Raw genomic sequence first — 19,177 nt, forward strand, 5'->3', positions numbered from 1 at the left:
GATGACCGGTTTGGCATAAATCGTTGATACAAATCAGTGACTATGGGCAGGGATGACCTTGATCAGAAAAAAAGGACTATGATTAATGAAATATTTTACTATTTTGTAATCATTACGTTACACCTAATGAGATTTTACGGCCTACAACTGTTAATGCTACTGGTAGCAGGGCGGAGTGCGATTGGACAGACCATGGCTCCTGCCTTACAGGATTCTGTACATGTGGAGATGGCAACCGGAGGGGTGGAAGCCCGGAAAGCCGGTTTTGAGCAGTACTTTAAGGACAATCCCGGTCCGGTGCGGATTTCACCCCCTGAACATCCCTATTTATATGCTTACAACGTAAATCCCGGCCCCCTGCTGGCTTCCGCAATCATGATCGGCTATGGCGCCGCTACCTTTCATATACGACCTTTACATGACCTGGATCTGGCTACCAAACAGGAGATCCGGGGAGAACATTCCCAGTTTAAAACCACCATCGACAATTACCTGCAGTATTCACCCATCCTGGGGGTATACGCGCTGAATGCCCTGGGGATTCACGGAGAACACAATTTCAAAGACCGGACTATTATCCTGGGGATGGCATCATTGATCGTATGCGGTACAGTAACCGAGGTAAAAAACCTGACACACCGGGAGCGCCCTGATGGTAGTGCAGCAAACTCCTTTCCTTCCGGCCATACGGCCACCGCTTTTATGAGCGCAGAGTTTATGAGGATGGAATATAAGAATGTAAGCCCCTGGTATGGGGTAGGTGCTTATATGGCTGCTACGGCAACGGGGGTATTAAGAATGTATAATAACCGCCACTGGCTGAGTGATGTGGTGGCTGGTGCCGGCGTGGGGATATTGAGTTCCCAGGCGGCGTTCTGGTTGTACCCGAAGATCCGGAAGAGATTCACGGGCGGGAATACGATAATAATGCCTACCTATGATGTGGGTACGAAATCAGCTGGGATTAGCCTGGTTTGTATCCGGTAAGAAAAGCCGGGGAGGTGTCTGGTAAGAATAGCCTGGTTTGCATCTTCTGACCATTGCCTGGTTTGTTCCTTCTAACAATAACCTGGTTAGTATCCGCTAAGAATAGCCTGGTCTGTGTCTTCTAATAAAATAGCCTGGTTGGCATCCTCCAAGAATAACCTGGTTTGTATCTGCTAAGAATAGCCTGGTCTGTGTCTTCTAACAATACCCTTGTTGGCATCTTCTAAGAATAACTTGTTAGCATCTTCTACGCATACGCTTATCCCAAAAAGCGACCCGCATCTTTTTGAGATAAGCACTTTAATATTTAGTTAGCGATTTATATACTCCCTGATGTAAGCAAGCGCTTTGGGATAACCTCCTGCCTCCCTGAAAGAATCACTGATCTTTTTCATATTAACAGTATAGGATAGGTCGCGCAGCACCTTCTCTACAGCATCCTGCAGCATCGCAGGTGTGAGGCTATTATGGTCCAGGGCAATAGTCGCTCCCAGGGCAGCCGTTCTCTCAGCGAGATCCGGTTGATCTGCGCCGAGAGGAATGGCTACGAAAGGAACATCATTGTACAGCAGGTCGCTGATGCTGTTCATACCGGCATGTGTAATGGCCACGTCGGTATACTGCAGGATGGCCAGCTGTGGTATATAATGACGAACAATAAAATTGTCCGGGATTTTAAACTGACTGAGATCTACATTATATGCCGCCATCACGACGGTCACATCTTTCCCTGCAAAAGCATCAAAGAAGAGCTGGTACAATGCCGGCTTGAAATTGCTGAATACTGTGCCCAGGGAGATGTAAACGACTTTCCGGTCTTTCAGTAATTCAAAAGGGAAATCGGCTCTTTCTTTCCTGTCAAAAACCGGCGGGCCTACAAAACGGAAGGTTTCGCCTGCAAGCTGGTTTTCAGGTACAAAATACCGGGAGGAATAGACTAGGTTAAGGCCTCCCAGGTTAATCAGGGTAGCGACCAATTTATCAGGCAGGATCACCTTGTATTTTGTTTTGATCTGCTCACGCATGACGATGTATTCCGACGGTGTTGGAAAGGATGCTGCATGGTCCAGGAAATCATTCAATCCAAGGAAAATACCTAATGATGAAATAGCCGGGATGTTGAGTACCTGTTTGAATACGGCTGTAAATGGAAAGGGGGTGGAATGAATGATATAATCGAATTGTATATTGCTTGTTTGCCGGAAGATATCATCGATAATGTTTGTTGCCTCTCTCAGGATGGTAAACAGCTGGTCCTCCTCTCCTTCTACTTCCGGTTTAAACAGATCCAGGTCTACAAGGTATTGTTTATAGGTTGCGCCGCTGGCTTCAATTTTTTCTCTGAATGCTTCGGTAGCAAAGTAAATAACTTCATCACCGTTCTTAACCAGTTCGCTGACGAGGCCAATAGTAGGATTTATATGACCGTGTGAGGGTACACTCAGGAATAATACTTTTGACATGTAGTATTGTTTAGTAAGAATGTAGACGGGGTGTTTAAAAATATATTTTAGAAAATGAGAAAATAATTTGCGTAACCGGAAAGTTACATATATTTGCGTAACTAAAAGGTTACATGTTATGAAGAGAGACTTATCGTTCAGATGGTATTTTCCACATTCGCCTGCTGCTGTATGGGCATGCCTGACGGAGCAGGAAGCAATCGCCGAATGGCTAATGAAGAATGATTTTAAGCCGGTAGTGGGCCATAAATTCAATTTCCATACGAAACCGATACCAAAGATGGATTTTGACGGGATTGTATATGGTGAGGTGCTGGAGGTAAGGCCGCAGCAGCGCCTGGTCTATTCCTGGAAAGGAGGCCCTGGGCCGGGGGTGATCACCCTGGATACGGTGCTGACATGGACCCTGGTGGCGAAGGAGGGAGGAACGGAATTGCGCCTGGAGCACAGCGGGTTTAAGGGATTTAAGAATTACCTATCCAGCCTCTTTATGGGTGCGGGGTGGAATGGAAGGATACGTAAGAGATTGGAGTCACTACTAAATGAAAAAGCACATGTTACAACCTGATCCATTTCAGGCAATTGCCGATCCGGGCAGAAGGGAGATTCTGTATTTATTATCAAAAGAGAAATTATCTATGAATGCATTGGCGGAGAATTTTGATATTAGCAGGCCTGCTGTGAGCAAGCATGTGAAGATCTTGTATGAGGCGGGCCTGATAATGATAACGGAGGTGGGGAGAGAGCGGTATTGTGAGTTGAACCAGGATGGGTTTAAGGAGATAAGGGCCTGGATGGAGTATTATGAGGCGTTTTGGAATACGAAGATGCAGCATTTTGGGAAGGTATTGAATAAGAGGGCGAAACAATAGCTGCCCGTTTCACCCGCCAAAATGCCCTTTTGAGCCGGAATAATGCCCGGGAACAGCTTTACTATTGTATTTTTAACCCGTGAAAAAACATGATGGATATTTTGGCATGCTCATTTCAGCATGCATCGCCATATTAACGACCTTTCCAAGAATGCTTCGCATGGAGTCATTTTCCTGGTGGGCGGTGCTACATTTCTTCCTGCATTCCTTTTTATTTGGCCTGCTCTGCTGGTTTCTACATCAATGGTTTATCGGGGAGACGCTCCGCCGGAAAAAGGATGACAAGATCATACTGGCGCTATCCTTTGTGGTACTGGTGGCTTTGATGATTTACCCCTATAATTACCTGATGTCAGTATTATACGATGTTTCTGAAGGCGTGTCAGAGACACCATTGACCCGGAAGCAGTATATGCTTTTTTTGAGGGGTGTTGTGACCAGTGGCTTATTCTATTTTATACAGCATCATAAGATGGTGGTATTTCAGAAACAGGAGAGCCAGTTAGAGATCGAGAGGTTAAAACAGGCGCAGCTGGAGGTAAGTCTGAATTCTCTGAAGGAGCAGTTGAGCCCCCATTTCCTTTTTAATACACTTAATACGCTCTCTACCCTTACCTCAGAAAAGCATGTGAAGGACTTTGTGAATGAACTGTCCAATATTTACAGGCATGTATTACAGCATAAACAGAAGGATACGGTGACCCTGACACAGGAGCTGAATTTCATTCATTCTTATGTATACATTCTGAAGAGCAGGTTTGAGGATGCCATTCATATAGATATTGATATTTCGGAAGCTGACCAGGCATTACGTATTCCGGCACTGACATTGCAACTGCTAATAGAAAATGCAGTGAAACATAATATGGCCACCAGTTATAAACCGCTTTATATTAAGATATACAGGGAGGGTGATTTCCTGGTAGTGAATAATAACCTGCAGGCGAAGAACAGTGTCAGCTATTCTACCGGCACAGGATTACATAACATCCGTTTTCGGTACCAGTTGCTATTTAATAAGGAGATTGTGATAGAAAAGACGGTAGAGCGATTTACTGTTAAATTGCCTTTGGTGGCATGAATGCGCTGATAGTTGGAGATGAGGGGGAGGTGAATGCTTCGTTGTTAAATTAATTTTAGCGGAATGAATATCCTGATTATAGAAGATGAGCCGAGAGCGGTGAAGGAGATGAATGCTTCATTGTCAAATTATTTTTAGTGACATGAATATCCTGATTATTGAAGATGAGCCGAGAGCGGCGAAAGAGATGAATGCTTCATTGTCAAATTACTTTTAGTAGAATGAATATCTTGATTATAGAAGATGAGGTGAGAGCGGCGGAGGAGCTGAACGGATGGATGCTTCATTGTTAAAATACTTTTAGCGGAATGAATATCCTGATTATAGAAGATGAGGTAAGAGCCGCGAAGGACATGAATGCTTCATTGTTAAAATACTTTTAGTGGCATGAATATCCTGATTATTGAAGATGAGGTGAGAGCGGCGGAGGAGCTGAACGGATGGATGCTTCATTGTTAAAATACTTTTAGCGGAATGAATATCCTGATTATAGAAGATGAGGTAAGAGCCGCGAAGGACATGAATGCTTCATTGTTAAAATACTTTTAGTGGCATGAATATCCTGATTATAGAAGACGAGCCGAGAGCGGTGAAGGAGATGAAGGCTTCATTGTCAAATTATTTTTAGTGACATGAATATCCTGATTATAGAAGATGAGCCAAGAGCGGTGAAGGAGATGAATGCTTCATTGTCAAATTACTTTTAGTGGCATGAATATCCTGATTATAGAAGATGAGCCGAGAGCGGCGAAAGAGCTGAAAAATATGGTTCAGCAGATAGATGATACAATCCAGGTACTGGGGATACTAGAATCTGTAGAACAGGCGAAGGAATGGTTTTCGAACAATGCCCATCCGGACCTGATCCTTTCTGATATACAGTTGGCAGATGGATTGAGCTTTGAGATTTATAGCCAGGTAAAGGTGACCAGTGCGGTCATCTTCTGTACTGCATTTGACGAGTACCTGATGACTGCATTTGAGACAAATGCAGTCAGTTATTTGCTTAAGCCGGTTACGATCGAAAAACTAGAAAAGGCGCTGGAGAAGTATGAGAGTATGAAGGCTGCTTTCGCCAATGAGCTTTTACCAAATAATTTACAATCTTTGCTGCAGGTGGTCAGACCCGTGCATAAAACAGCCCTGCTGGTAAATGAAAAGGAAAAGATTATTCCTGTACAGGTAAAAGATATTGCCTGTATTTACCTGGATAATACCATCCTGCAAATTACTACCCTGCAAAACAAGAAGTATTATATTACTGCGACCATGGAGGAGACAGAACGCCTGCTGGATCCGGCGGTATTTTTCAGGGCAAACAGGCAGTACCTGATTAATAAAGCCGCTATTGGAAATGCAGAACGCTATTTTGCGAGGAAACTGGTGATCAGGCTGACTGTGCCTACGGAAGAGCAGATTGTGGTGAGCAAGGCAAAGGCAGGAGAATTTTTGCAATGGCTGGAGTGTTAAAAGTTTAGCCGGTTCAAGGTATTATTCTATATAAGTGAATGGGCTATACTGCATTAGCCAACTCCATTCCTCATTCGTTTCTCAACTATAATGATCTCTCCCCCGATAAGCCAGTCCGTTTTACCCCCTAATCTGCCCGTTTTACCCAGTTTGCCCCCTCCTCTCCCATCCTAATTAGCCAGCTTTGCCTTATCAAAACAAAGCAACATGAAAACACTGGCTTTACTAGTCTTACTCATCACCACCTCATTTACACCAGACACCATTCTCGGTAAATGGACTAATCCAGACAAGAACAAAGAACTGACTTTAGTAAAAAACGGGAACATCTACACCGGCACTGCTGAAGGAAAAGACATTCTTCAAAACCTCGTCTATAACAATGGCACCTACACTGGTAAAGTATACCTGCCCAAACGGAATAAGACCTTCCCTTGCACCATCATCCTAAAAGGAAACGATACAATGGAAATCAAGGTCCAGGCGGGTTTTGTAAGTCAAACGAAAGTTTGGACACGTGTTAAATAAAGACAAGCCCATACATACCGGGCTTGTCTGCAGCTCTTCAAAACAACAACTCACCTTAAAACACACCCCCAGGTAACGACTTACATATGAAAAAACTCTTCACCGGTATCCTCTACTGCATCAGCGCGCTACCGGTGTCTGCACAGCTCCGCTTCTCCTCCGTTCAGGACCTCTGGAAATACGCCGATGGCCATAACATACAGCTCACGGCATCCATTGCCAGTGACAAGGAAGCTGCCTTAAGCCTCAAAGCGGCCAAAGGTGCCCTCTTGCCAACGATCAGTGCCAACGGTAACTATACAGACAATATCAGGATCCAATCTACCTTAATACCAGCCCACCTGTTCGATCAGACAGTTCCCGACGGCACCTTTTACGAAGCCACATTTGGCAAACGTTACAATTATAACACCGCCGCGAATGTACAACTGAACCTGATCAACACACAAAACTGGTTTGCCATCAAAACAGCAAAACTGGACAAAGAAATAGCCGCCCTTAACATACAGAAAACCAGGCGGGATCTGTATGAACAGCTCGCAAACAATTATTATTCCTACCTGCTGGCAGATGAGGCTGAAAAATTGTTTCAGTCCAATGCAGCAACTATGGATACGGTATTTGCATCTGTACAACGAAAATATAATGATGGCTTTGTGAGTGAAGTGACAATAAACAATGCAGCGATCAACAAAGAAAAAGCAACTAAAAGTCTGGTGACAGCCACGCAGAACAAACTGCTCCAGCTGAATAACCTTCAGCAATTATTAAATACAGGAGATCGCATTGAAATCAGCGAACAGCCCGTCACACCTTACATTCCGCAGCCTTTTGCGCCTGATCCGGATGTATCTCTCGCCTTCGGGGAATTCCTGAAATCAAAAGTTCAATGGCAATCTTCAAAAGCAGCCTATGCACCTACGCTGTCGGCAGTATATCAATACAGCAGGACGATTACGACAGATCATTTTATGCAGTTCAGCAATAGTAATGATCTGCCGAGTCAATACTGGGGGCTGCGCTTATCAGTACCGATCTTCTCCGGAAACAACCGTCATTACACGGTGCAGAAAACGAAGATAGACATGGATCTAAAACAACAGCAATACCAGGCTGCAGGACTTCAGTCACAGCTGACTAATCAAAACATCCTGCTCTCATACAATACTGCTTTTAAGAATATGGAAAAAGCAAAAGAAATTCTCGCTATGTACAAAAGCAATGATTCACATGCCACACAGTTACTCGAAGAAGGTTCCATCTCCATTGATGACCGGCTTAGGTACTATTCGGATATGATCACTAACCAGCAGGAATACCTGCAAAGTATGAGCGACTATTTTATTCAATCCTATCGCCTGCAGATCAGGACTATAAATATTTACTAAACATCATCACGGAGCATCCATCCTACCAATCATGAAACATTCACTCATCATATTCCTCGCAGGCGCGGCCTTCCGCTCCTTCTGCAATTCAAAACCATAACATTTACTAAACATCATCAAAGGGCATCCACCCTACAATCATGAAACATTCACTCAACATATTCCTCGCAGGCGCGGCCTTCCGCTCCTCCTGCAATTCAAAACCATAAATATTTACTAAACATCATCACAGATCATCCACCCTACAATCATGAAACATTCACTCATCATATTCCTTGCAGGCGCGGCCCTCCGCTCCTCCAGCAATTCAAAACTATAAACATTTACTAAACATCATCACAGATCATCCACCCTACAATCATGAAACATTCACTCATCATATTCCTCGCAGGCGCAGCCATCCGCTCCTCCTGCAATTCAAAACCATAAATATTTACTAAACGTCATCACAAGGGCTTTTACGCTTATAATCATGAAACATTCACTCATCATACTCCTCGCAGGCGTGGCCCTCCTCTCCTCCTGCAAATCAAAAAAAGGAGGAACCGCAACACCCGTCTACGCGCCAATCACCGAGGCCGTATTCGCACCCGGTCATATCGAAGCTGGTGGGCAATTCACATTAACCGCCCTCAATGATGGCTACATTACAGACGTTCCAGCCAAAGAAGGAGACACTGTCACCGATGGTCAGATCATTTTCAAACAGGATCATACAACCGCTGCCATTGCGCAAAGATCCGCAACGGAAAACCTGGCCATTGCCCGCCAGAATGCCGCTGATAACTCCGCAGTACTGAACCAGCTGGAACAACAACTGCACACAGCCACTGAAAAGTTAGCCAATGACCTGTCCTTAAGAGACCGCAATGCCAGGTTGTACGCCACCCGCAGCGTGGCAAAAACTGACTATGACAATGCCGAACTGGCTTACCAGTCATCCCTGCATAATGTAGAACAGATCAAACAAAACATCACAGCGACAAAGCTCTCCCTGCAGCAAACGCTCATCAATACCCGAAAGGAACAGGAGACTGCCATTGCAAACAGCTCTTATTACGACATCAAATCTCCGGGCAATTATACCGTGTACAACCTGTTAAAGAAAAAAGGTGACCTCGTGCGTAAAGGCGATGCACTGGCCACTTTAGGCCATGCCGGAAGTATGCTGATCACCCTCTCAATAGATGAAGCCAGTATTACCAAAATCAAAACAGGGCAAACTGTACTCACCGAACTGAATACAGAAAAAGGCAAAACCTATACCGGGCATGTCAGCAAAATCTATCCCAGCTTCGACGAAAAGTCACAGGCCTATACCGTGGAAGCAACTTTTGATACCATCCCACCAGGGCTGATGAATGGCACGCTGCTACAGTCCAACATCATCGTAGCACACAAAGACAAAGCTATGCTGGTGCCAGCGGCCTGTGTTAATCCTGATGGGCGGGCTATTGTCAAACGTGGTAAGCAGACGGATACCATCCGCTTAAAAACAGGTATCATTTCTACTGAATATGTAGAAGTCCTGGGCGGGATCAATATAGATGATAAACTCATTAAAGCATATTAATATGAAAGTGGGTATTAACACCAAAATCGCTTACACGTACATGGTGAGTAAGATAAAATCTACGCTGGTAGCAGCATTGGGAGTCACCTTCGGAATTGGTATGTTCATATTTATGAACTCGCTGATCACAGGTACGAATGAGTATTCGGAAAAGACGATGCTGAGTGCGACACCGCATATCAGGCTGTATAATGATAATAAGATCAGTAATACGGATATGCTAAACCGTTATATAGAAAGGGAGGAAAAGAGATCCATCAACCTGATATCCAACCCCCAACTAGTTCCGCAGGATAACCGCATCATCAACCCGGAGATCGTCGTGGCCGCACTCCGTAAACGAAAAGAAGTCATCGCCCTCAGCACACAAGTCAACGCCAACATCATCTATAGCAAAGGCAATGTGCAGGAAAACGGTACCATCTTCGGCGTTAACATCGCGGAGCAGGATAAAATGTTCGACATCACATCCAACATGATCGCAGGGAAAACCCAATCTATTGCCAACAATCCAAATAACATCCTCATCGGGATAGGGCTTTCCCGCAAACTCAATCTGAAAATGGGAGATTACGTGCGCATCACCGCCAGCAATGGCCTTACCAAAACCCTGCAGGTATCAGGGATCTTCAAAACGACCATTAAGAATGTTGATGAAACGAAAACCTATGTGAGTACACCCGTTGTACAACAACTATTGCAAAAGGACCGGGCCTATATCACAGACATCTATGTCAATATAAAAGACTATTCACTCGCTACTGAAACGGGCAATAGCATGGCGCAGCAAACCGGTTACACCTCCGAATCCTGGCAGCAAAGTAATGAGCAATCCTTAGCCGGCAAAAAGATCAGGGATATCATCGCCAACTCCGTCATCTTCACGATCCTGCTGGTAGCGGGTTTCGGAATATACAATATTCTGAACATGGTGATCTATGAAAAGATCAAGGAGATCGCCATCCTCAAAGCCACAGGTTTCCAGGGTAGTGATGTGGTGAGCATCTTTATACAACAGGCACTGTTAATCGGCCTGGTAGGCGCTACAATGGGCCTCGTCGTAGGCTGGCTCATTTCTTACCTGCTTTCCAGGTTGTATTTAGGACTTGGCAATGTGACCTATTTACCCATGACCTTCCTCACAAAACATTATATACAAGGTGCCATATTCGGACTACTTACCTCCTTCTTCGCCGGCTACATCCCGGCCCGCAAGGCATCGCAGGTAGATCCGGTATCAATCATCAGGGGTTAACTTTTCTTACAATGAGTATCGCTTTAAAAGCTGAAAAGATCAGCAAATACTTTTATACACCGGAGAAATTCAAAGTACTGTCTGACGTCAGTTTTGAAGTACAGCAAGGTGAGTTTGTATCAGTAGTAGGAAAATCTGGTTCCGGCAAATCAACCATGTTATACATCCTGTCTACCATGGATACGGACTACACAGGTACGCTGGTGCTGAACGATCAGCAGATCACCGGCAGCGCTGTCAATAAACTGGCGGCTTTCAGGAATGAGCACCTGGGTTTCGTATTCCAGTTTCACTACCTGCTGCCCGATTTTACCTGCCTGCAAAATGTAATGATCCCGGCACTGCGTCTAAAAAAGATCTCCGCTGCCGAAATCGAACACAATGCCTATGAAAAATTAAAGACCCTGGGCCTGGCGGATCAGGCATTGAAGACTGCCTCACGCATTTCAGGAGGTCAGCAGCAACGGGTAGCAATTGCCCGCGCATTGATCAACGAACCCACCATCATCATGGGCGATGAACCTACCGGCAACCTCGATAGCCTGAATACAGCGGTGGTCTTTGATATTTTCAAACAATTGTCGGCGGAGCATAATAAAACAATTATTACAGTGACCCATGATAATGACTTTGCTGCGAAAAGCGATCGCATCATTGAAATGAAAGATGGAATTATTATCAGTCATGACCGAAAACCACATGAACTATGAGATATGTTTTTATTGCCTTTGCCCTGTTGTCAGGTACCGGATTATCTGCCCAGGGTATAAATTATACTTATGACGGAGGAAATTATAGTGCGCAGACGATCATGGCCAATGCACGGTTTCCTTTGTTGAAAAACATGTTGGGCAATGTGACCTATCGTCACCTGACATTAGAGGATCATACGTTGCAGTCAGGCGCTATGCAGCTCTACTATAATATCAAATTCTCTGAAAGGAAATCACTGGTGCTGATCGGCACTGGCGGATTGTACAATGAAGGCTGGAGGTACGGGGCGGGGTTCCGGTATCAATACAAACATACGTCGAAAGTGAAGGCAGGGATTGGGATGATGTATAATAAACAGTTCTTTGGCAACCAGCTGATTCCTTTCCTGGAAGTAAACTATGAGCCATCAGAAAAATGGACGATAACAGGTTTGTTTCCCATCAAACCGAAAGTGATGTATCATTTTAATACATCCGTCAGCGTAGGATTAGAGATCAGTGGAGAAGCCAGTAGTTACCGGATGGCAGAGACATTTCTGCGCAATAACCAGTGGACGGGTCTGTGCAGGTTTGAATGGTTGTTTACCAAACATTTATTGTTCAATGCAGGGATCGGCAGAAACTTTATAAACAGGTACCAGTTTTTTGATAATCATGTTCGCTCCGGCTGGACGATCATTACAATTCCATTAGGTGAAAAAGCCAGTCCTTTGTATGAGAAGGAGTCGAAAGGGATGAGTGCGACTATTGGGCTTGCGGTGCGGATGAACCGGGATTAGGTAGCGGTTGTGGTATATAGGTGGAACATTGTGGCTGAAGCAGGGTAATTGTCTTTGTCGATAATACGTGTATCCTTGTGGTGGAATGGGATTAAATTCTCTTTGTCTTTTATATATGCTTTCCTGCAGATAAAGCAAAATGAAATATCATTTTGGTTATACGTGTATCCTTGCAGGTAAATTGGGATTAAATTCTCTTTGTCGTCTATATATGCTTTCCTGCGGATAAAGCGAAGTGAAATGTCATTGTGGTTATAGGTGTATCCTTTCAGGTGAATTGGGATTAAATCCTCTTTGTCTTTTATATATGTGTTCCTGCGAATGAAGTGGGGAGAAATGTCTCTGTGGTGTTTACGTGTATTCCTGCGGATGAACCCCAAGACCCCCTTTGTTCCTATACCTGCACCCCTACATTTCTGAAAACCGAAGGAGCCTGCCCGGTGTGTTTTTTGATAAAGTGACTAAAGTGGGCAGGATCTTCAAACCCCAAGCTAAACCCTATTTCAGACACAGTCCATTCTGAATGTTTCAGCAGGATCCTTGCTTCCGTTACCAACCGCTCAGCAATCAGGCCGGAAGTAGATTTACCGGTAGTAGTCCTGAGCGCACGATTCAGCGAATTCACGTGTACGCCTAACCGCGAGGCAAAATCAGCCGGCGATTTCAGCTCAAACTGCTGACTTAAATTTTCAATGGGAAACTGCCTGTCCAGCAATTCATTGAACACCCCCGTAATCCTCACACTGGCATCCGTTTGCAGATGACGCTTTGCCACCGGCTCCATGCGCATTGCATAATGCAAAATATCAATGATACAATTCCGGATCAGGTCATCCTTATATGCGTAATCTGACCTAAACTCCTGGTTCATTCTGTCAAACAAGTGGCCAATTGCAGCAGCCTGTGTGGCATCCAGTTCATATACCGGGTGTGCGCCGGGGGCAAATAAAGGCAGGTCTTTTATATTCCGCCTGAAATACTCCGCCAGGTAGGCGCCTTTGAAGATGAAATATTGTCCGACGGCCGGCCCATCAGGCATATCGACGGTATATGGTACATCCGGACTGAAGATAGCCAACGCATCGCCATTCACTTCCAGCGATTGATCACCGTAGTGCAGGAGAGTACGTCCCCGCATAAAACTAACTTTGTAAAAATCCCTGCGCCGGTACGGCTGCGGATCCATACGAAGACAGTCATCATAGCGGAGCAGGTTGAATACTAAGGGCTGGCTATTGATAGCCCTGTTGATATAGAAATCTTCTATCGATTCAGGCTTTTTCATATTTCAAATTTACAGAATCCTGCGCAGCAAACACCTTAAATCTGCCTGCAGTTGCTGTAAACAAGTGCAGGCAGATTTGAAAATGGGAAAATGGCCGGCGGCCGGCTTAATAATAATCAAATTGTACACAACTGATTTTACGATTCTATTCCTCCATCTCCGGTACCCAATGCTCCTTCATATAAGCATGATACTCCTCATCCCCTGCCATCCTGATTTTCACCAGTTCCTTTGCATCCTCGCCTGCCTGGTACCTTAAACGGGAACTTCCATCCGTAGCAGCCTCATAAATCACCGCAGCCACCTGCTCAGGCGTCGTTCTTTCCTGGGTCTTAGAACCCCAGATATCCAGGAAACCCTGTACAAAATTGTCATAATCTGTAATCTCCGGATTCCCTGTAAAATTAGCCGCCATATCAAACCCCGTAGCAATCGCCCCGGGTTCTACCAGTTTCACTTTTATATTCAGTGCCGCCAGTTCATACGCCAGTGATTCAGAGAATCCCTCCACCGCAAATTTCGTCGCATGATACATACTCACAATAGGATAAGTGATCCGTCCACCAATACTGGATACATTGATGATGGTACCAGCTTTATTAGCCCTGAAATGCGGCAATATTGCCTGCGTGAGGTTCATCAGCCCAAATACATTTACATCGAACTGTTGTTTGATTTGTGCATCCGTAGCCAGTTCAAACGGACCGAATAACCCGTACCCGGCATTGTTGAGCAGCACATCTATTTTCCCAAATCTTTTAATACCCTCAGCTATCACCTGCTGCATATCGGCCTTTTCCTGCACATCCAGCCTGGTGACAAACACATTATTTATTGTTGTTAATACTGTTTCTTTTTCCGGCGAACGCATTGTAGCAATAACGTTCCAGCCCTTGGCAGCAAAGAATTGAGCGGCCGCTTTTCCAATACCAGCAGATGACCCGGTAATCAATATCGTCTTGTTCATGATTTGTTTGTTTTTGATAACAAGACAAAATTAGGATGGGAATCAGGGGCGGAATTGTCTGTAGGAAACCAATACTTGTATAAATCAAACAACGTTATGCAAAAAACCGTTTGAACGATTTTTGAGTTTAAAACCAGTGACAACACGGCCACAAAAGCAAGTCCTTTCACCGGCAAAGAAAACCAAAAAGAACTCCCACGTAACTAAAACAAGTAACAACACAAAAACAAGTCCTTTCATCGCCCAATAAACCAAATGAACTCCCAGATAACTAAAACCAGTAACAACACAAAAAGTAAGTCCTTTCATCAGCAAATAACCCCAAAAGATAAACCCAGTGCCAACACCTGCACAACAGGCAATAAAGTCACCTGCCAATAAACTGAAGTCCTGTATTCGTTACACCCGCTGACACCAAAAAAATCAAGCCAGGTGGTTATCAATCAACCTCCCCCATCCACCCAACAAAACCAAATTCCCTGACCATTCACCATTTTGACTACACCTTTTACATTTTCGGCTACTATTCCCACAAAAATCCCCCTGACCTTTGTCTCATGATCAAAGATAAAATAATCGCCATCACCGGCGCCAGCAGCGGCATAGGCGAAGCTACCGCCCTGCTGCTGGCTGCCCGGGGAGCCAAAGTAATCCTCGGCGCCCGCAGAATCGACAGACTAGCAGCTGTCGCCGAAAAAACCAATGGCCGCTACATGCAACTCGATGTCCGGAAAAAGGAACAACTGGCCGATTTTGTACAATTAGCCCTCGACAACTATGGTCGTCTCGATGTCCTCATTAATAACGCCGGAATCGGGCCCATTTCGCCCTTAGATGAGCTTCGGGTATCCGACTGGGAAGACATGATCGACGTCAATTTTAAAGGCGTATTATACGGTATTGCCGCCGCCCTGCCCGTATTCAGGCAACAAAATTCCGGGCATTTCATCAATACCCTCTCCACTGCCGGACTTCAGATCGTGCCCACCATGGCCGTTTATGCCGCTACTAAAAATGCCGTCCGCACCGTAGCCGATGCCCTCCGCCAGGAAGCCGGCCCTACCATCAGGGTAACCAGCGTTTCTCCCGGGTTTATTAAAACGAATTTCTCAGATTCTATGACCAACCTGGACATCAAAGAACAAATGAAAGGACGGATGGAGCAGATTGCCATCTCCCCGGATGCCATCGCCAATGCAATCGCATTTGCCATTGACCAGCCTGCAGATGTGGATGTGAACGACATCGTCATCCGCCCCACTGCCCAATAAAATCCCTACCTTCATCACATGGAACCACCCATTCATTTCGACACCATCTCAGCCCTGCAGCGGCGCCTGGACCTCCCGGCGCCACTGCACCCCCTCATTACCCTCATCCCAACCGGCAACATCAAAGTAAAGCCCGAAGACATAGGTCGTAAAGTCAGCACCAACCTATACAAGATCTCTTTCAAAATCGATTTTAAAGGAAAAATCCCCTACGGTCGCGGCACCTACGACTTCGAAGACGGCGGCCTCTCCTTCACCGGCCCACACCAGTTCTCTATCCCCACCGGCGATGTCGCCGATTATGACGGCTACACATTATTCTTCCACCCCGACTTCCTCCGCGGTTATCCCTTAGCCAAAACCATCCAACAATATGGTTATTTCTCCTACACCGTCACCGAAGCCCTCTACCTCTCCGAAAAAGAGAAGAAAATCATCTTCTCCATCTTCGACGCCATGCTCCTGGAATTAGAAAACAACATCGACCATTTCAGCCATGACGTGATGATTGCACAACTCGAACTATTGTTAAATTATAGTAACCGTTTTTACAACCGGCAGTTCCTCACCCGCAAAACCCTCTACAATGACCTTATTTGTCAGATGAACACGTATATTTCCGAAACGATCAATACCTCCTCCCAGCTCCCCACTGTGCAACAGGTTGCCAACCATCTGCAGGTATCTCCCCGCTACTTAAGTGATATGCTCAAATCCTTAACAGGCATGGGTACACAGCAACACATCCATCACCAACTCATTGAAAAAGCAAAGGAAATCCTGCTCACGACCAATGCAACTATTGCAGAAATTGCATACCAGCTGGGCTTCGAACATCCGCAATCTTTTAACAAGTTATTCAGACAAAAAACGAACACCTCTCCCCTCGCCTATCGGAAATCAAGCTAGTAAATCTGCAATGGATTTACTACTTTCGTTGTATCGTTACAATACAACATTCGATTATGGATTGGAAACAACCTATCATCGTCTCGCATCATCAACTGTTAGAGCAAATCACTCAAAGAGAAAAAGAACAGTCAACTTTACTCTACCTCAGTAACAGGATTGCTGCTGCTCAAAAACGGGATGAACTGTGGAACGTGATCACTGATCAACTGCTCTCACTTTTTGGAGGAAAATACTATACCCTGTGCCTGATCAATGAAGATGGCAAGACGCATTCACCTTTCCTCCACACAAAAGAAGCGGTCATTAAAAGAAGAGTAGACGAAAGTCCGATTATGCACAAAGCGCACGACATCGAAGATGGCATCTTTAATATCGCGCTCAATGCTGACGAACCATTAATATTCGATCTCAAAAAACTGATCCGCAATAAGAACGTGCCTCCTTACATCATTCACTGGCACAATAGCGGTATCCGGGAAATGATGGTCACAAAGATCACCAATGCAAGCCAGGCAAAAGGCTTACTATACCTGTATTCCGATAAATACGGGGCATTTTCGCCGAACCAGTTTCCCCTGCTTACAGGTGTTGCCGATATGCTTGGCATGGGTATCAGCAACATTCTTGCAAATGAAAAAATTGCCAGTCAGCAGGCAGAAATTGAACAATTAAAAGGAGGCAACTACTACTTAAACCAGGAAAACAGCCCTGCAAAGCTGATCGGTTCTTCTCCTGAAATACAGAAAATATACAAACTCATTTCCCTCGTTGCTACGGCTGACAGTACCGTTATCATTACCGGCGAAACTGGTACCGGCAAGGAACTGGTGGCAAGCGCCATTCACCAGGCATCCCCGCGTGCACAACAGGTTATGATCCGTGTCAATTGCGCCGCCATCCCGGCCACACTGATTGAAAGTGAATTGTTCGGCCACGAAAAAGGTAGCTTTACCGGCGCCATAGATAAGCGTATCGGGAAGTTTGAACAGGCGGATAACAGCACGATATTTTTAGATGAAATAGGAGAACTTTCCCTGGAGTTACAGGCAAAATTATTGCGTGTATTACAGGAAAGAGAAATAGAACGTATAGGCGGCAAAGGTAGTATCAGGGTGAATGTGCGCATCATCGCCGCCACTAACCGAAACCTGGAGAAAGAAGTGCAGGCCGGCAGGTTCAGAAGCGACCTGTATTACCGGCTGAACGTATTCCCGGTGTCACTCCCTCCCCTGCGGCAACGTAAGGAAGATATACCTGTACTGGTCAATCATTTCATTAACCGCTATGCACAGGAAACCCGTAAGAAGGTGGCAAATATTAGCCAGAAGGCGCTTGATAGTCTGCTAAATTATTCCTGGCCGGGAAATATCAGGGAGTTGGAACACATTATTGAAAGAGCCGTATTGCTTTGCAATGGTACGACCATTACCCAGATTAACCTGCCGGTGCATCAGCCGCTACAAACTGAAGATAATTTTGAGATTATTCCGCTGGCAGCCATGGAACGGGAGTATATTCTCAAGGTCTTAAAGACATGCAAGGGAAAAGTCTCCGGTCCCAATGGTGCTGCGATGATGCTGGGCTTACCGCCTACTACACTGGTATCGAAAATGCAGAAGCTGAATATTAAGAAGGAATTGGTGTTGGTGAATTGAGCAGGGATTACCCCAACAAACACCACCCTACCTATAAGCCGACAAATCAATCCCAATAGGCTGCAACTGCCCCTCCAGTGTCTCCCGCTGCGATTCCAGCCACTCCGGCAACATCAAGTGCTCTCCCAGGTGCGCCGCCGGCTCATCCACACTAAACCCCGGCAATGCCGTAGCCACCTCGAACAACACCCCGCCCGGCTCCCTGAAATAAATAGATTTAAAATACTTACGATCCAGGATCGGCGTCGCATTCAGCCCCGCTCCCGTAATCTTCTGCCGGATACTCGTCTGCGCCTCCCCATCCGGTGTCGTAAATGCAATATGATGCACCGTACCACTGCCCGATAAGCCTTTCAGACTATCAGGCATGCACACCAGGTCTACATAATTCCCCGGTTTATCAGTCGCCGCAAAACGGAAACGGTTGCCCTTCTCGGCAATCAGCACATGATCGAGTTGGGTGGTCAGTAATCCGGCTGTCCGCTCATACCCTTCCTCCCAGATCTCTACACTGTAAAAACCACGGATAGCATGTGCATCCCCAGGTCGGGTATCCTTATCGTTAAAGATCAGTTCCAGGCCCAGGCCATCAGTATCTTCCAGGTACACCGCCAGCTCTCCATCAAATCGTGCAAGCGGTGGTTTATGTGCGATACCAAAACGATTCAGTCTTTCCAGCCAGTAATTCAGCGATGCCAGTGGCACGGAAAACGTGGTTGTATTCAGCATTCCCTTCCCCTGGCGGCCATGTTTCAGGCCCTCATAAGGGAAGAAGGTCATGATACTCCCCGGCGCACCGGTTTCATCACCATAATATAAATGGTAAACGCCGTTTGCGTCAAAATTTACGGTTTTCTTTACCAGTTTTAAACCCAGTATACCTGCATAGAATTCAAGATTCTTCTGCGAACTGCCGGCGATGGCGGTTACGTGGTGGATACCGGTTACAAGTTGATCATTATTCATGGGGTGTAATTT

General features: G+C 45.5%; 19 protein-coding genes. 14 read left to right on the forward strand and 5 right to left on the reverse strand.

Annotation, left to right across the window (positions count from 1 at the left end):
• Positions 1 to 126: 126 nt before the first annotated feature.
• Complete coding sequence (locus U0033_RS04750) at positions 127 to 987, forward strand: phosphatase PAP2 family protein (protein ID WP_245801832.1); 861 nt, start codon at positions 127 to 129, stop codon at positions 985 to 987.
• A gap of 311 nt (positions 988 to 1,298) precedes the next feature.
• Here the strand turns inward: U0033_RS04750 and U0033_RS04755 are convergent, their stop codons facing one another.
• Positions 1,299 to 2,450 (reverse strand): macrolide family glycosyltransferase, encoded by a 1,152-nt coding sequence (locus U0033_RS04755; RefSeq protein WP_072363728.1) that lies wholly within the window; start codon positions 2,448 to 2,450, stop codon positions 1,299 to 1,301.
• A 118-nt stretch (positions 2,451 to 2,568) separates the two neighbouring features.
• Here U0033_RS04755 and U0033_RS04760 point away from each other — a divergent pair, with 118 nt between their 5' ends.
• The 10 genes from U0033_RS04760 (at position 2,569) to U0033_RS04805 (ending at position 12,109) form a co-directional block, all read left to right on the forward strand.
• Positions 2,569 to 3,018, forward strand: a complete 450-nt coding sequence (locus U0033_RS04760) for an SRPBCC family protein (protein ID WP_072363727.1) — start codon at positions 2,569 to 2,571, stop codon at positions 3,016 to 3,018.
• A complete protein-coding gene (locus U0033_RS04765; RefSeq protein WP_072363726.1) occupies positions 3,005 to 3,322 on the forward strand; it encodes an ArsR/SmtB family transcription factor in 318 nt (105 codons plus the stop codon). The genes U0033_RS04760 and U0033_RS04765 overlap by 14 nt, the downstream gene beginning before the upstream one ends.
• A gap of 160 nt (positions 3,323 to 3,482) precedes the next feature.
• Positions 3,483 to 4,403 (forward strand): sensor histidine kinase, encoded by a 921-nt coding sequence (locus tag U0033_RS04770; RefSeq protein WP_177318679.1) that lies wholly within the window; start codon positions 3,483 to 3,485, stop codon positions 4,401 to 4,403.
• A 711-nt stretch (positions 4,404 to 5,114) separates the two neighbouring features.
• A complete protein-coding gene (locus tag U0033_RS04775; RefSeq protein WP_072363724.1) occupies positions 5,115 to 5,873 on the forward strand; it encodes a LytR/AlgR family response regulator transcription factor in 759 nt (252 codons plus the stop codon).
• Between the two features lie 207 nt (positions 5,874 to 6,080).
• Entirely contained in the window at positions 6,081 to 6,401 is a 321-nt protein-coding gene (locus tag U0033_RS04780) for a DUF2147 domain-containing protein (RefSeq protein ID WP_072363723.1), read from the forward strand.
• A gap of 86 nt (positions 6,402 to 6,487) precedes the next feature.
• Positions 6,488 to 7,789 (forward strand): TolC family protein, encoded by a 1,302-nt coding sequence (locus U0033_RS04785; protein WP_072363722.1) that lies wholly within the window; start codon positions 6,488 to 6,490, stop codon positions 7,787 to 7,789.
• A 472-nt stretch (positions 7,790 to 8,261) separates the two neighbouring features.
• Positions 8,262 to 9,362 carry an efflux RND transporter periplasmic adaptor subunit gene (locus U0033_RS04790; RefSeq protein ID WP_072363721.1) on the forward strand — a complete coding sequence of 367 codons (1,101 nt, stop codon included), beginning with the start codon at positions 8,262 to 8,264 and terminating at the stop codon, positions 9,360 to 9,362.
• A gap of 1 nt (position 9,363) precedes the next feature.
• Entirely contained in the window at positions 9,364 to 10,617 is a 1,254-nt protein-coding gene (locus U0033_RS04795) for an ABC transporter permease (RefSeq protein WP_072363720.1), read from the forward strand.
• A gap of 11 nt (positions 10,618 to 10,628) precedes the next feature.
• Positions 10,629 to 11,327: an ABC transporter ATP-binding protein gene (locus U0033_RS04800; RefSeq protein ID WP_072363719.1), complete on the forward strand. Its 699-nt coding sequence runs from the start codon at positions 10,629 to 10,631 to the stop codon at positions 11,325 to 11,327.
• Positions 11,324 to 12,109 (forward strand): hypothetical protein, encoded by a 786-nt coding sequence (locus U0033_RS04805; RefSeq protein WP_072363718.1) that lies wholly within the window; start codon positions 11,324 to 11,326, stop codon positions 12,107 to 12,109. Before U0033_RS04800 ends, U0033_RS04805 begins: the two co-directional genes overlap by 4 nt.
• 394 nt (positions 12,110 to 12,503) lie before the next feature.
• Here the strand turns inward: U0033_RS04805 and U0033_RS04810 are convergent, their stop codons facing one another.
• The 3 genes from U0033_RS04810 to U0033_RS04820 all read right to left on the reverse strand — a co-directional run bounded on the left by U0033_RS04810 (position 12,504) and on the right by U0033_RS04820 (position 14,739).
• Positions 12,504 to 13,394, reverse strand: coding sequence for a helix-turn-helix domain-containing protein (locus tag U0033_RS04810; RefSeq protein WP_072363717.1), 891 nt, complete (start codon positions 13,392 to 13,394; stop codon positions 12,504 to 12,506).
• Positions 13,395 to 13,539: 145 nt separating this feature from the next.
• Positions 13,540 to 14,361, reverse strand: coding sequence for an SDR family oxidoreductase (locus tag U0033_RS04815; RefSeq protein ID WP_072363716.1), 822 nt, complete (start codon positions 14,359 to 14,361; stop codon positions 13,540 to 13,542).
• A gap of 84 nt (positions 14,362 to 14,445) precedes the next feature.
• On the reverse strand, positions 14,446 to 14,739 hold the full coding sequence (locus U0033_RS04820) for a hypothetical protein (protein WP_143150841.1): 294 nt from the start codon (positions 14,737 to 14,739) through the stop codon (positions 14,446 to 14,448).
• Positions 14,740 to 14,918: 179 nt separating this feature from the next.
• Between U0033_RS04820 and U0033_RS04825 the strand changes: the two genes are divergently transcribed.
• From U0033_RS04825 to U0033_RS04835, 3 genes are read left to right on the forward strand one after another with little or no spacing between them, the layout of a single operon-like run.
• Positions 14,919 to 15,632 (forward strand): SDR family oxidoreductase, encoded by a 714-nt coding sequence (locus U0033_RS04825; protein ID WP_072363714.1) that lies wholly within the window; start codon positions 14,919 to 14,921, stop codon positions 15,630 to 15,632.
• A gap of 18 nt (positions 15,633 to 15,650) precedes the next feature.
• The gene (locus U0033_RS04830; protein ID WP_072363713.1) at positions 15,651 to 16,541 is read left to right on the forward strand and encodes a helix-turn-helix domain-containing protein; all 891 of its coding nucleotides are present in this window, start codon (positions 15,651 to 15,653) and stop codon (positions 16,539 to 16,541) included.
• A 56-nt stretch (positions 16,542 to 16,597) separates the two neighbouring features.
• Positions 16,598 to 18,199: a sigma-54-dependent Fis family transcriptional regulator gene (locus U0033_RS04835; RefSeq protein WP_072363712.1), complete on the forward strand. Its 1,602-nt coding sequence runs from the start codon at positions 16,598 to 16,600 to the stop codon at positions 18,197 to 18,199.
• A gap of 27 nt (positions 18,200 to 18,226) precedes the next feature.
• Here U0033_RS04835 and U0033_RS04840 read toward each other — a convergent pair whose 3' ends face one another.
• Positions 18,227 to 19,165, reverse strand: a complete 939-nt coding sequence (locus U0033_RS04840; RefSeq protein ID WP_072363711.1) for a VOC family protein — start codon at positions 19,163 to 19,165, stop codon at positions 18,227 to 18,229.
• Positions 19,166 to 19,177: the final 12 nt, after the last annotated feature.

It is taken from the genome of Chitinophaga sancti (assembly GCF_034424315.1).
GTDB classification, from domain to species: Bacteria; Bacteroidota; Bacteroidia; order Chitinophagales; family Chitinophagaceae; genus Chitinophaga; species Chitinophaga sancti.